At 46.7% G+C, this 13503-nt stretch carries 11 protein-coding genes; all 11 read right to left on the bottom strand.

Annotated elements, in window-relative coordinates:
- Positions 1-2: 2 nt before the first annotated feature.
- The 11 genes from H8S84_RS09005 to dapF all read right to left on the bottom strand — a co-directional run bounded on the left by H8S84_RS09005 (position 3) and on the right by dapF (position 13446).
- Positions 3-560, bottom strand: a complete 558-nt coding sequence (locus H8S84_RS09005; RefSeq protein WP_187066993.1) for an RNA polymerase sigma factor — start codon at positions 558-560, stop codon at positions 3-5.
- A gap of 354 nt (positions 561-914) precedes the next feature.
- A complete protein-coding gene (gene amaB / locus H8S84_RS09000) occupies positions 915-2492 on the bottom strand; it encodes an L-piperidine-6-carboxylate dehydrogenase (RefSeq protein WP_187066992.1) in 1578 nt (525 codons plus the stop codon).
- Positions 2493-2600: 108 nt separating this feature from the next.
- Entirely contained in the window at positions 2601-4103 is a 1503-nt protein-coding gene (locus H8S84_RS08995; RefSeq protein WP_187066991.1) for a Do family serine endopeptidase, read from the bottom strand.
- 182 nt (positions 4104-4285) lie between these two features.
- A complete protein-coding gene (locus tag H8S84_RS08990) occupies positions 4286-4807 on the bottom strand; it encodes an Hsp20/alpha crystallin family protein (protein WP_187066990.1) in 522 nt (173 codons plus the stop codon).
- 155 nt (positions 4808-4962) lie between these two features.
- Positions 4963-5757 (bottom strand): DUF2490 domain-containing protein, encoded by a 795-nt coding sequence (locus tag H8S84_RS08985; protein ID WP_187066989.1) that lies wholly within the window; start codon positions 5755-5757, stop codon positions 4963-4965.
- A 56-nt stretch (positions 5758-5813) separates the two neighbouring features.
- On the bottom strand, positions 5814-7004 hold the full coding sequence (locus H8S84_RS08980; protein ID WP_187066988.1) for a M20 metallopeptidase family protein: 1191 nt from the start codon (positions 7002-7004) through the stop codon (positions 5814-5816).
- Positions 7005-7157: 153 nt separating this feature from the next.
- A complete protein-coding gene (locus H8S84_RS08975) occupies positions 7158-7673 on the bottom strand; it encodes an SPOR domain-containing protein (RefSeq protein ID WP_187066987.1) in 516 nt (171 codons plus the stop codon).
- On the bottom strand, positions 7654-8328 hold the full coding sequence (gene deoC / locus H8S84_RS08970; protein WP_187066986.1) for a deoxyribose-phosphate aldolase: 675 nt from the start codon (positions 8326-8328) through the stop codon (positions 7654-7656). Before deoC ends, H8S84_RS08975 begins: the two co-directional genes overlap by 20 nt.
- Before the next feature lie 103 nt (positions 8329-8431).
- Positions 8432-11803, bottom strand: a complete 3372-nt coding sequence (gene secA / locus H8S84_RS08965) for a preprotein translocase subunit SecA (RefSeq protein WP_187066985.1) — start codon at positions 11801-11803, stop codon at positions 8432-8434.
- Positions 11804-12060: 257 nt separating this feature from the next.
- Entirely contained in the window at positions 12061-12576 is a 516-nt protein-coding gene (locus H8S84_RS08960) for a GNAT family N-acetyltransferase (RefSeq protein ID WP_187066984.1), read from the bottom strand.
- A 96-nt stretch (positions 12577-12672) separates the two neighbouring features.
- Positions 12673-13446 (bottom strand): diaminopimelate epimerase, encoded by a 774-nt coding sequence (gene dapF, locus H8S84_RS08955; protein WP_187066983.1) that lies wholly within the window; start codon positions 13444-13446, stop codon positions 12673-12675.
- Positions 13447-13503 lie beyond the last annotated feature (57 nt).

The raw sequence follows: 13503 nt of genomic DNA, 5'->3' as shown, positions 1-13503 counted from the left end.
AATCAGACCGCAAACTGCGGCTCTTTCATTATCTCTAACAATTTTTTCTTCGCCCTGCTGTACTGCGATTTAGATGTTGACTCTGTAACCCCCAAAATATCTCCAATCTCAGCATGGTCGAAGCCCTCCAGCAAGTATAAACTCAGCACAACTCTGTAGCCGTCTGGCAGCTTCATAATGGCTTTTCGCACTTTCTCCACTTTCCACTCCGAATCGTCGTCATAAGTTTCTTCGGCAATGTCACCGATCGTTCTTTCGTCCATCGGCACCAATTCAGACCTTCTCTTGCGGATTGCGTTAATGGCTGCGTTTACCACTATCTTCTTTAGCCAGCTGCCAAACGATGCTTCTCCTTTGTAGGTATGCAGGTTTTTGAATGCACTGATGAAAGCCTCCTGCAATACATCTTCAGCCTCAGAGTAATCGTTGGTGATGCGCATGCTCACGTTAAACATAGCTTTGGAATACAGCTTGTACAGCTCGTACTGTGCACGGTTATCACCTTCCTTGCATTTATCTATAACTTGGCTGTTAACGTCCTGGTAGCTGATAGTTTCCAAACTGACTCTGATTAACGTTTTGCTGTTTTATTCTTCTCTGGCTTTACAATAACTCCCTTTCTCTTTATCCAACTTCCGAACTAAAGACAAAGGTGCTGCGTGTAGGTTGCATGAAGTTGCAAAAATTTTTCTAATATTTTTATGTCCTGGTTTTGAGGAGGTTTGGCATTATGATTAGTTATGTTTTAATGCAGCCGGGCCACACCTCCCTCAACCTCGAAACTAACGAGCTTAGCCCTGAGGGGTAGGGGTGGTTGGACCCGGTGTTGTAAAACAAAAGCCAGCCCTGACTTAGAACTGGCTTTTGTTTTTATACTTGAAAATGCCCGCAGGAGCTACGAGCTCTGTTCTGCTTTAATCCATAATATCAAATTTGATACCCTGAGCCAGTGGCAGTTCACGGCTGTAGTTTATGGTATTTGTCTGTCGGCGCATGTATATCTTCCAGGCATCGGATCCGGACTCACGGCCGCCTCCTGTTTCTTTCTCACCACCAAAGGCACCACCTATTTCTGCTCCTGATGTACCAATGTTCACGTTGGCAATACCGCAATCAGATCCCCAGTGGCCCAAGAATGCTTCGGTTTCAAGTATGTTAGTAGAGAATATAGCCGAAGACAACCCCTGGCGTACTCCATTTTGGATAGCAATGGCACTTTCTACATCGCCGCTATACTTGATCAGGTATAAAATTGGCGCAAAGGTTTCTTCCTGCACCATTTCATAGCTGTTGTCTGCCTCCACTATCGCCGGCTTTACATAAGTGCCTGTTTCGTAGCCTTCGCCATTTAGCACCTCGCCGCCAGTCAAAAGGGTTCCACCCTCCTGCTGTACTTTCTCCAGTGCATTGGTAAAGGCATTAACGGCATCTTTGTCAATAAGCGGCCCTACCAGCGTGGTGCTATCCAATGGGTGTCCGATTGGCAGGTTAGGATATACTTTTAACAAGCGCTCTTTTACCTGCTCATAAATATTTTCGTGGATGATGAGGCGGCGGGTAGAGGTGCAGCGCTGGCCACAGGTACCCACTGCTCCAAATACGATAGCACGAAGAGCCATCTCCAGATCGGCATGCTCTGTAAGTATAATGGCATTGTTACCACCCAACTCTAGTAATGACTTACCTAAGCGGGCCCCAACAGCCTCTCCTACTTTTTTACCCATGCGCGTAGAACCTGTAGCTGACACCAGCGGAACGCGCGTATCATGGCTCATCAGGCTACCCACCTCGGCATCTCCAATAATTAGGTTAAAGATACCTTCTGGTAATTCGTTATCCGCTAACACATCTCGGATGATGTGTTGGCAGGCAATGGCGGTAAGCGGAGTTTTCTCAGATGGTTTCCAAATGGTTACATCGCCGCAAACGGCAGCCAGCATAGCATTCCAACTCCAAACCGCTACCGGAAAGTTGAATGCAGAGATTACGCCTACAATTCCCAGCGGGTGGTACTGCTCATACATGCGGTGCTGCGGACGCTCCGAGTGCATTGTTAAGCCATGCAACTGGCGCGACAAGCCTACAGCAAAATCACAGATGTCGATCATCTCCTGCACTTCGCCTAAGCCTTCCTGCAAAATCTTACCCATCTCGTAGCTTACAAGCTTGCCAAGCGCTTCTTTATGCTCTCGCAGTTTATTGCCTATCTGTCTTACAACTTCGCCGCGCTTTGGGGCAGGCACCTTACGCCATACTTTAAACGCTTCTTCTGCCTGCTTTACCACCTGCTCATAATCCTCGGCATTAGCCATGTTCACGGCCGCAATCAGGTTCCCATCAGCAGGTGAGTATATTTCTTTTGTTTTTCTTTCCTCTTGTCCTCCCCAGGCTAGGCCAGTGCTGTAAGCAGGGTTTAACTGTTTAATGCCAAGCTGGTGCAGCACATCAGTAATTGCCTTTGTAAGCGGAAGTTCATCTATGGTTTGTTTCATCAGTTCTATTTTTAACAATGGTGAAAGAATGTACTCTTTACAAATCTAAAAAATAAAAAAGCTTCTGCAAGGTTGCAGAAGCTTTCTGTAAGTATAGTTTATCTTGGATTAACCTTTTCCGATAGGATAATAAGCTTTCAGGCCATCAGGGTAAACACCCTCAATGTACACTACACCGCTGTCGATGTTTTTCAGGTATTTCTCCACATCTGTTGGCTGGTTTACAGCATACTTATCTATGCGGGTGATGATAAAGCCATCTTTCATACCTGTATCGCGGAACTTGCTGCTGCGCACGTCGCTTATTTTAGCGCCACCGTCAATACCAAGTCTGTTCATTTCCTGCTTGCTAACGGCTTCAAAAGTAGCACCATCAAACGTGATAGTTTTAGCTGTGCTACGTTTTACAAGTTCTGTGCTGTAGTTCACATTTTTAAGTGTAACTGTGGCATTTCTTTCTTTGTTATCGCGCAGGTACTCTACTTTTACTTTATCGCCTGGGCGGTAACGGGCAATCTGCTCCAGTAACTGCGACGACTTAGCTACTTTAACACCGTTTACTGATGTAATAACGTCGCCGGCTTTAAGCCCTGCTTCCTGAGCTCCACTCTTCTCTTCTACACTGGCAATGTAAACGCCATTAAGCGTTTTAATGTCGTTTTCCTTCGCAAACGTCGCATCGATCTCCTGGATCTGGGCACCAAGCAAGGCACGCTGTACTTCGCCATACTTTATCAGGTCGTCTACCACTTTGCTTACAATAGAAGAAGGCACTGCAAAAGAGTATCCTGCAAAAGATCCTGTCTGTGAAGCAATGGCAGTGTTGATTCCCACCAGATCACCATTTAGGTTTACAAGGGCGCCACCAGAGTTGCCCGGGTTTACAGCCGCATCCGTCTGAATAAACGATTCTATACTAAGGTCTTTGTTCTGGCTTGTGCGCAATATGTTAATATTACGTCCTTTGGCACTTACGATACCCGCTGTTACCGTAGAGGTAAGGTTCATAGGGTTACCAACAGCCAGCACCCACTCACCTACCTTCAACTCATCGGAGTTACCGTAGCGGATGGTTGGCAATTTATCTGCATTGATCTTTAAAAGGGCGATATCAGTGGTTGGATCTGTTCCTACCAAGGTTGCTTCGAACTTGCGCTTATCATCCATTACTACCTCTATTTTGGAGGCATCGGCAATTACGTGGTTGTTTGTGATAATATAGCCGTCAGATGCAATAATTACACCTGAGCCAGAACCAACCTGTGGTCCGCGCGGCACGCGCTGGCCAAAGCCATCGCCAAAGAACTCACGCAGGAACGGGTCCATTGGGCTGCTGCTACGGCTGGCAACGTTAGGGCTATACTCCGTCATTACGTGTACTACAGCTGGTGTAGAAACCTGTGCTGCTTTTACAAAATTTAAGCCTGCAGGTGCCTCTACATCGCTGCTACGCATATTGCTTGTGTAGCGCACTGTAGGGTACTGGTTAGTTTCTTCGGTATTACTCGTAGTAGCGGTGTCGTCTTCCAGCAGCTTATAGCTACCAACGGCAACACCGCCACCCAACATGGCAGAAAGCGTTAAGCCAACGATAAACTGTTTCGTCTTCATGTGATTAGTTTTAGTATTTTAAGCTTTGGTAAATATTAATGTTTCTCTATACTTATATAGTAGTAACGATAACTGTATATACGTTAGTATCTAATATACTGATAAGTAAGGCAAATACATATACCTATTTAACAAAAAAGAGGCCAAAGTTACCTGGCCTCTCTTTATATTTTTATAAGTTATTACTTTTTAGATTTACCACTCTCTACGGCCACATTTCCTTTCCCCTCAGATGCTTTTCCCTCAGAGCCTTTATTCTTATTGTCGTTTGCAGAGCTGATATTGATCTGGCGTCGCATGGTCTTGTGCTCGTCTTTCGGGACCGTTACCATTAGCACGCCATCCTCAAGGTGTGCAGAAATTTTGTCCGGACTTACTTTGTCTGGCAGGTAGAATGTTCTGCTAAACGAGCCATACTGCGTTTCCAGCATATGGTAGCGTCTGCCTTCTTCTTTCTTTTCCAGGCTGCGTTCGCCAGTAATGGTTAGTCTGCCTTCATGAAAATCAATGTTTATGTTTTCTTTCCTTACGCCCGGCAGCGCTACTTCTATTTCGTAGCTTTTCTCCGTTTCGCAGGCATCTACGTGAGGTGTGAAACCAGAAACATTTTTTGAGTTTACAGACTCATTAAAGAACCTGTCTAACATTGAGCTAAATGAGTTTGGCATACCCTCCTGCATGCCGCTATATCTATTAAGTGCCATAGTTGTATACCTTTTATGTCTTACAAAATTGATTTACAGCTATAACTAAGTAAAAATTATACCAACCGAATAATCCTTAATTTTCGTGAAATATTGTCATAAAAAATTAACAACAAAAGTTAACAAGCTGTCTGAATGACAGTTAACCAGTAGCACTAATAAGTAATACTGGCAGTTTGTGCTGAGCGGTTGATGTTATACTTTATCTCTAAGCCAAACACAGGAGAAATTCGGTTGCGCTTTGTAGTATAGCCATCCTTCACCAGCTTTCCCTGCTCATCGTAAACCGGCGGCACCAGTACATAATAGTAATCTGTTTGGCGCATAAAATACGGGTTAATGCGAAGCTTATCGTTAAACTCATAGTTCACGTTTAGGCGAAAGCGTGTGCGGTCTATGGTGCGTTCCTGTGTCTGGCTGTGGTTCTCTTTACTAAAAGTGGAGATAACCATACCCTCGTAACTTATACTTGGGGTTATAAACTTGCTCTTAACCGGCAGCCGCTTGCCAAGTTCTGCCATGCCTCTAAACCTGCCGAAAGCATCACGTTCCTCCTGGTTTACATACTCTGCCAGCAACTGTTTGTTAAAATATAGGCTGCCTAGGTTGCCATTATGCCGCAAGAACAAAGCATAAAACATGGTCTTTGGAAAGTCTTCTGCCGCATAGCGAAGTATGGCTCCGCCTCTCCAATGCTCGGTAAAAGTATGTTCGTAACCTAGGCTTATCTCTACCCGCTCAAAGCTGCTCAGCACTCCTGATTGCTTCAGATCGTTGTAGTCGCCGTTGGTATTGATGCGGTACTGGTTCCTGAAGAAAAGTACGCCTTCATCCCCTACGCCATATACTACCTGCCATTCAGGCCAAATGGCAGTTGGCGCGGTAACTTTGCTTTGCCCCAGTGTGATCAGGGGCAACAGCAGCAGAAGTAGAAGGGATAGCTTTCTCATGGGTGGCATTGCTTAGGTATGATAATTAAGTGCGGCAGAAATCGGGCACAGTTAGTTTATACTTCGTTCAGTTCCTGTAAGGCTACAAAGGCCATTAAACCGATACCGGTTTCTACTGCAGCCTCATCAATATCAAAGGTTGGTGTATGTACGCCTGAAGTGATGCCGCGTTCGTCGTTACGAGTTCCAAGTCTGTAAAAACAGGCTGGTACCTCCTGCGAGTAGTAGGCGAAGTCCTCAGCTCCCATCCACAGATCCAGGTCTACTACATTATCTTCTCCTAAATAATCAACTGCAGCTTTACGGGCAATGGCGGTTAGCTCTGGGTCGTTCTTCAGGTACGGGTAGCCATTCTTGATGTCGATGTCGCAGCTGCCGCCCATACTTTCGCAGAGGCCTTCGGCTAGTTTCTTGATCTTTTTATGTGCCTCTCTGCGCCACTCTTCGTTCATCGTCCTAAAGGTGCCCTCTATTTTTACCTCGTTCGGGATTACATTGGTAGCTCCCTTGGCCTCCACTTTACCAAACGACAGTACCGACGGCACCTTCGGGCTGGCATGGCGGCTCACGATCTGCTGCAGCGCTACAATCAGGTGCGCCGAGATAAGTACTGGGTCTATATTCATTTCTGGCAATGCAGCGTGGCCTCCTTTGCCTTTTACAGTGATGTAAATTTCATCGGCGCTGGCCATATACATATCGGATTTAAAGCCTACTTTACCAGCAGGAAGCATCGGAAACACGTGCTGCCCCACAATGCCAACCGGTTCAGGATTTTTGAGCACACCCTCTTTTATCATGATAGAGGCACCACCCGGAAACTTCTCTTCACCTGGCTGAAAGACTAGCTTTATCGTGCCTTCAAACTCTTTCCTCATGTCCTGAAGAATACGTGCAGCACCTAGCAACGAGGCCGTGTGCACATCGTGGCCGCAGGCATGCATCACACCTTCGTTCTTTGATTTATACTCTACTTCGTTCGCTTCTACAATTGGCAAGGCATCCAAATCAGCGCGCAGGGCAATGGTTTTCTTTTCAGGGTTGTTTCCTTTTATCAAAGCAACCAAACCTGTGTTAGCCATACTTTCAGAGGCAATACCATACTGCTCCAGCACCTGCTTTACATAGGCTGCTGTGTTATGTTCTTCAAAACTTAGCTCTGGGTTGGCGTGTATGTGACGGCGTATTTGTACGGTATCAGGCGCGTAGGCCTGCGCGAGTTCTTTGATTTTATTTAGATTACTCATTTTTAGCTTTGAAATATCACTTGTTATACCTCTTACAAAGTATAAATAAGGCTTTAATTTAACGAAATAGCATCAAACATGAAAAAGCGTTGCGACCTGCTTTAGACCACAACGCTTTTGTTATTTTGTCTCCTGACGAACCAGCTTTGATACTTAATAGCTTTTATCAATGTTTATCTGGTCCTGCACAATCTGTGCGTTTGGAATCAGGTCTGACACACGGTTTAGCACCTTTTGTGCCTCGATGCGTGTAGAGAAGTCACCTATCTTGAGCCTGAAGTTTGGCTGCTGATACGTCAGGTAGTCCTTTACCTCGGGCACTCTTGTCAGGATGGATTTGCGCAGATTCATTACATCCTGGCGCTGCGATCCGTTATAAGCCAAAATACGGTAGCCCTGCATGTATTTGAAATTCTTGTTAACGCTGGCCACTGTATCCATCAGCACAGCAACCTTATTGTTAACATGATTTGTCGGCTCCACACGCGCAGCAGTTGTAGTTTCTGGGGCTTCATACTTTGGCCGGTACACACTTAAATCTTCGGTTACTTTTTCTTTGCCCGGAAACTTGCCTGTGTCTGTTGTAGTTGATTTTCCTGCAGAAGGTGCGCATGCTGTTGAGAGCAGCACGAGCAACGACAGGATAAGGTTAAGAATTCTGTTGTTCATGAGTAACAATTTGAATGCTGGCCGAACAGCCTAATCTATCAGCTCCAGCTTTGATTAATGCTTCTGCATCTTCATATGTTCGTATACCCCCCGAAGCCTTTATTTTCATAGAATTTGGCAGCACCTGGCGCATCAGCTTAATGTCTTCTACAGTTGCACCGCGCGGGGCAAAGCCAGTAGAGGTCTTCACAAAATCGACTCCGGCATTTGCGCACAGTTCACAGGCCTTGATTATTTCTTCTTCAGAAAGTAGCGCAGTTTCGATGATTACCTTCAGCTCTGCTTCTTTTAAATGGCAGAATTTCGCCAGGTCACCTAGCTCGTTCTCCACTTCATCATACTTCCCAGATTTAAACGCGGATATGTTCATCACTACGTCTATCTCGTTGGCTCCGTCGGAAATAGCCTGGTGAGTTTCCAAAAACTTTACTTTGCTGTGCTGGTACCCGAGTGGGAAACCAATAACTGTGGCAACCTTTACAAGTGAGCCGGGGCCCAGACGCTCTTTTGCCAGTTGCACATAGCATGGGGCAATGCACACGGCGGCAAAGCCATAATTGCGCGCCTCATCGCATAGCTGTAATACCTGCTCGGCTGTAGCATCTGGCTTCAGCTGCGTGTGGTCTATGTAAGTGGCTAGTTCTTCTCCGGCCATAGTTTTTGGTTGTACAATCAGTTTATGCGCAGGCTTTTTATGCTGCACACTTAATGAGGTATCAAAAAGCAGCCACTAAAAATATTTAGTGGCTGCAGTGTTTTTATTCTTCAATCAGTACACAACGGTTGTGCAACAGATCGTCTTCTACGGTTTTATACTTTACGTCCTTCACCACACGGCCATCCATGTACTGCACGCTTACTCTGTCGTTGCGGCCTGCTACTTTTTGTGAGTGTGCCGGCATAATGCGCTCTGGTTCCGGAGCCTGGGCAGCAGTATGACCTGACTCGTCTTCTAAAGAAGAGTGCACCTCCTGCTTTTGCTCTTTTAGCACCGGCGGCTTAGGCATTTGCTGCGGACGCGGCGCCTGTACCTGCTCTGGTGCCTGCACCGGTATAAACGCATGGAAGAGGAACTGAATTGTTTGCTCGTTCACTTTTCCGATCATGCGCTTAAATAGCTCAAAAGACTCAAACTTGTAGATCAACAGTGGATCTTTCTGCTCGTAAACCGCATTCTGAACACTCTGCTTCAGGTTATCCATCTCACGCAGGTGGTCTGTCCAGGCCTGGTCAATGGTACCTAGTGTGATGATCTTCTCCATCGCACGGATCAGCTCCATGGCATGGGTGTCGTACGCTTTTGTAAGATTAGCCACCGCTGCCAGCTGGCGTTTGCCATCTGTAAACGGTACGGCAACGTTCTCAATCATCGGCCCACGGTTCTGGTGAATGTCAGAAATGATCGGGTATGCCTGGTCAGCAGTCTGCTTATTTCGGGTCAGGTAATGGTTAAGGGCTTCGTTATAAAGCCTTTCTACCAGCTGGTTAGCTTGCGTTGATTTAAATTCATCCTCTGTGATAGAAGACTCGATTCCGAATACGCGCAGCACATGCAGCTGGAAGTTCTCGTAGTCGCTGATGTTCTTGTAGCTTACGATCACATCCTCGCTTATATCATAGATCATGTTCCAGATATCCAGCTCCAGGCGCTCTCCGTAAAGGGCGTTTCTGCGGCGCTTGTAAACTACCTCACGCTGTGCGTTCATTACGTCGTCATACTCCAGCAGGCGCTTACGCATACCAAAGTTGTTCTCCTCTACTTTTTTCTGCGCACGCTCAATAGAGTTCGTGATCATCGAGTGCTGAATCACTTCACCTTCTTCCAGACCCATGCGGTCCATCAGGCGGGCAATTCTGTCAGAGCCGAACAAACGCATCAGGTTATCTTCCAGAGACACGAAGAACTGAGAAGAACCCGGGTCACCCTGGCGACCTGAACGACCACGCAACTGGCGGTCTACGCGGCGAGACTCGTGGCGCTCTGTACCGATAATAGCCAGACCACCCGCACCCTTAGACTCTGGTGTAAGCTTAATGTCGGTACCACGACCTGCCATGTTGGTAGCAATGGTTACTGTACCTGGCTTACCTGCTTCGGCTACAATCTCAGCCTCTTTCTGGTGAAGCTTCGCGTTAAGTACTTGGTGCCTGATATTGCGCAGCTTCAGCATACGGCTTAACAGCTCCGAAATCTCAACCGAAGTTGTACCCACCAGCACCGGACGGCCTGCCTCTGTTAAGGCTACGATCTCATCGGCAACAGCGTTATACTTCTCGCGAACTGTTTTGTATACTTTGTCGTGCTCATCTTTTCTGGAGATTGGGCGGTTAGTTGGTATAACTACTACGTCCAGTTTATAGATGTCCCAGAACTCGCCTGCCTCTGTTTCGGCAGTACCCGTCATACCAGAAAGCTTGTGGTACATACGGAAGTAGTTCTGAAGCGTAACCGTAGCGTAGGTCTGTGTGGCATCTTCAACCTTCACGTTCTCCTTCGCCTCAATGGCCTGGTGTAAACCATCAGAGTAACGACGCCCTTCCATTACACGGCCAGTCTGCTCGTCTACGATCTTTACCTTATGATCTGGCGTTACGATATATTCTGTGTCTTTCTCAAACAAAGTATAAGCCTTCAGCAACTGGTTAATTGTATGGATACGCTTAGACTTCTCCTGGAAATCAGCGATTAACTGCTCTTTCTGATGCAGCTGCTCTTCGTGCGTTAGCGCTTTATTATTTTCGATTTCGGCGATCTCCATACCAATGTCCGGCATGATGAAGAATTTCGGATCCTCACCCTGACCTGTGATCAGGTCAATGCCTTTTTCGGTCAGCTCGATCTGGTTGTGCTTCTCGTCGATAGTAAAGAATAGCGGCTCGTCGGCCTCCGGCATCTGGCGTGAGTTATCCTGCAGGTAGAAGTTCTCTACTTTCTGCATGATAGCACGGTTACCGGTTTCGCTCAGGAATTTGATCAACGGCTTGCTCTTTGGCAGACCACGGTATGCACGAAACAGGGCAAGGCCACCTTCCTGTGTGTTTCCTTCTTTGATCAAACGCTTAGCTTCGGTCAGGAAGTTAGTTACCACCTTACGCTGCGCCTCTACCAGCATGGCAATACGTGGCTTCAGTTGGTAAAACTCGTGCTCATCGCCACGCGGCACAGGGCCGGAAATGATCAATGGTGTACGGGCATCGTCAATCAATACAGAGTCAACCTCATCCACCATAGCATAGTGATGCTTGCGCTGTACCAGGTCTTGTGGCTCGCGGGCCATGTTATCGCGCAGGTAGTCAAAACCGAATTCGTTGTTAGTACCATATGTGATGTCGGCACGGTACGCTTTGCGGCGAGACTCAGAGTTTGGCTGATGCTTGTCGATACAATCGATAGAAAGGCCGTGGAACTCGAACAATGGTGCCATCCACTCAGAGTCACGGCGGGCAAGGTAGTCGTTAACTGTTACTACGTGCACACCGCGCCGGGCAAGGGCATTTAAGTAAGCAGGCAGGGTTGCTACCAAGGTTTTACCCTCACCGGTCGCCATCTCGGCAATTTTACCCTGGTGCAGCACAATACCACCGATCAGCTGTACATCGTAGTGCAGCATATCCCAGGTAATCTCGTTGCCGGCAGCTATCCATCTGTTAGCCCAGGTAGCTTTATCGCCTTCAATCTGAACGTTCGGTTTATAAGAAGCCAGTTCACGGTCCATGTCAGTAGCCGTAACCACCAATTGGCCGTTCTCTTTCCAGCGGCGGGCTGTCTCTTTCACAACGGCAAAACCAGTTGGCAGCACTTCCATCAGCACTACTTCCAGTTCTTTGTTACGCTGCTTTTCGAGTTCGTCTATCTCAGAGAAAATGTTCTCCTTCTGCACGATATTAAGCTCCGGCTCGTCGGCGATGCGCTTGTGCAGGGCTGCAATCTGCTCATCGATGGACTTCAGGCGCTCATCAATAATGCCTTTTATCTCGTAGGTCTTCTGGCGAAGCTGGTCGTCAGTAAGGTCCTTTAACTTGGCGTATTCTTCGTTTACTTTAGATACATAAGGCAGTACCTCTTTTATATCTCTGTCGGATTTGGTTCCGAATAGTTTCGCAACGGTTTTACCGAAAAAATCAAACATCTGTGTCTGTTATGCTTAAATGAAATCTTCTGTTTGCAATATCGTCAAAAATAGGGGTTTTTCCGATATATCTAACGTTCTGTACTAAAACAATACCATAATAATGTGTGCATAGGTTATCTGCCATATTTACCGACAAAGCATAGGATTTTTACTATTTATACTTCAGCTACTTAAATACCTATGCCATAATCAGGTAAAGCAGTGGCATTGTGGCAGGAGTTGTTAATTGTTGATTATTCCCTGTTAATCAATAGTTAAAACACCTTCTGAAATTCCACCACGTCTTCCCAGCCATCAGGGGTGCGCAGCCAGTCTTTGCGGATACCTATACTTTGGAAGCCTGCTTTGGAGAATAGGTTTATACTTTCGAGGTTAGTGGCGGTAACAGAGCAGTACAGTTGGTGCAGCTGTAGTGTGTTTTTAGAATATTCCAACAGCAACTGTAAAGCATGGGCTGCATGCCCGTTTCTGCGATGTCCTGCTGCTATGGCTATGCCAACTCCTGCCCTGCGGTGCATCGGATCAAAATCATACAGGTCAACGGCTCCAACGGCCTCACTGTCTGTATTACAAATCACCAACCGCAGCTGTTTTACAGTATAAATGTCCAGGGCAGCATTCTCCAGGTACTGCTCCAGCACAAATTTAGAGTAGGGCACAAGGGTATTGCCCACATGCCACACCGACACATCGTTTTCCAAAATATAAAGGAACTCCAGGTCAGTTGGCTCCAGGGCGCGCAGGGAAGTATTATCTGTTTTAAGGAACACGCTTTTTCTGATTTATACTTTAGCCAAGCTACAAAAAGAAAAGACTTCCGGCAATCTTACCTGCCGGAAGTCTTACTATAAATACTGGTTTGTACTTTAAGCGCTAATTGTGCCTGTGAAAACCTGCTTAGCCGGACCTATTAAATAGATTTGTTCAAACCCATCGCCATCCTGCTCAAAAGAAACCTCCAGGTTACCTCCCAGCACCTTTACTTTTATCGGGCTTTGCATACCCAACATGCCTGCCACCAACGCGGCTGCTGTTACGCCTGTGCCACAGGATAAAGTCTCGTCCTCTACGCCACGTTCATAGGTTCTAACAAATAGCTCTGTATCGCTAAGCCGCTGCACAAAATTCACGTTAGTGCCTTCCGCTTTAAAGCGATTGTTGTAGCGTATGGCTCTTCCCTCTTCATAAACATCCAGGTTCTCTACGTCATCTACAAAGCGTATGTAGTGCGGCGAGCCAGTGTTAAGGTAGTAGTCGTTGCCAATTTGCTCCATGCCTTCCACGTCATTCATTTTAAGGTGGATAAGGTCGCGTTCTACACTAGCCTGGTGCTCCCCGTCTGCAGCCAGAAAATAAGCTACATCCTCTATTACTCCCAAATGCCTTGCAAAACGAACAGTGCAGCGTGCTCCGTTGCCGCACATAGAGCCTAAGCGTCCGTCAGCATTAAAGTACACCATCTCGAAATCGTAGTCCGGATGGTCCTGCAAAAGTATAAGCCCATCGGCACCGATGCCGGTGCGGCGGTCGCAGAGGTGTTTCACTAACGCTTCGTCGGTTGCCGGGAAGGTAAGTTTACGGTTGTCTACCATCACGAAGTCGTTGCCCGTGCCCTGGTATTTATAAAAGCTGATTGGCATGTATAAGTAACAAATATGACATCGGGAACGTGCACCTTTTAAGGTTAAGCGGATTAT

It is taken from the genome of Pontibacter cellulosilyticus, assembly GCF_014306105.1.
In the GTDB taxonomy this organism is placed as follows: Bacteria; Bacteroidota; Bacteroidia; order Cytophagales; family Hymenobacteraceae; genus Pontibacter; species Pontibacter cellulosilyticus.
This window is presented reverse-complemented; position numbering and strand designations above follow the sequence as displayed.

Excerpts from the sequence above, each read along its gene's own strand:
- amaB (WP_187066992.1), bottom strand. The coding sequence starts at position 2,492 with ATGAAACAAACCATAGATGAACTTCCGCTTACAAAGGCAATTACTGAT.
- H8S84_RS08995 (WP_187066991.1), bottom strand. The coding sequence starts at position 4,103 with ATGAAGACGAAACAGTTTATCGTTGGCTTAACGCTTTCTGCCATGTTG.
- H8S84_RS08990 (WP_187066990.1), bottom strand. The coding sequence starts at position 4,807 with ATGGCACTTAATAGATATAGCGGCATGCAGGAGGGTATGCCAAACTCA.
- H8S84_RS08985 (WP_187066989.1), bottom strand. The coding sequence starts at position 5,757 with ATGAGAAAGCTATCCCTTCTACTTCTGCTGCTGTTGCCCCTGATCACA.
- H8S84_RS08980 (WP_187066988.1), bottom strand. The coding sequence starts at position 7,004 with ATGAGTAATCTAAATAAAATCAAAGAACTCGCGCAGGCCTACGCGCCT.
- H8S84_RS08975 (WP_187066987.1), bottom strand. The coding sequence starts at position 7,673 with ATGAACAACAGAATTCTTAACCTTATCCTGTCGTTGCTCGTGCTGCTC.
- deoC (WP_187066986.1), bottom strand. The coding sequence starts at position 8,328 with ATGGCCGGAGAAGAACTAGCCACTTACATAGACCACACGCAGCTGAAG.
- secA (WP_187066985.1), bottom strand. The coding sequence starts at position 11,803 with ATGTTTGATTTTTTCGGTAAAACCGTTGCGAAACTATTCGGAACCAAA.
- dapF (WP_187066983.1), bottom strand. The coding sequence starts at position 13,446 with ATGCCAATCAGCTTTTATAAATACCAGGGCACGGGCAACGACTTCGTG.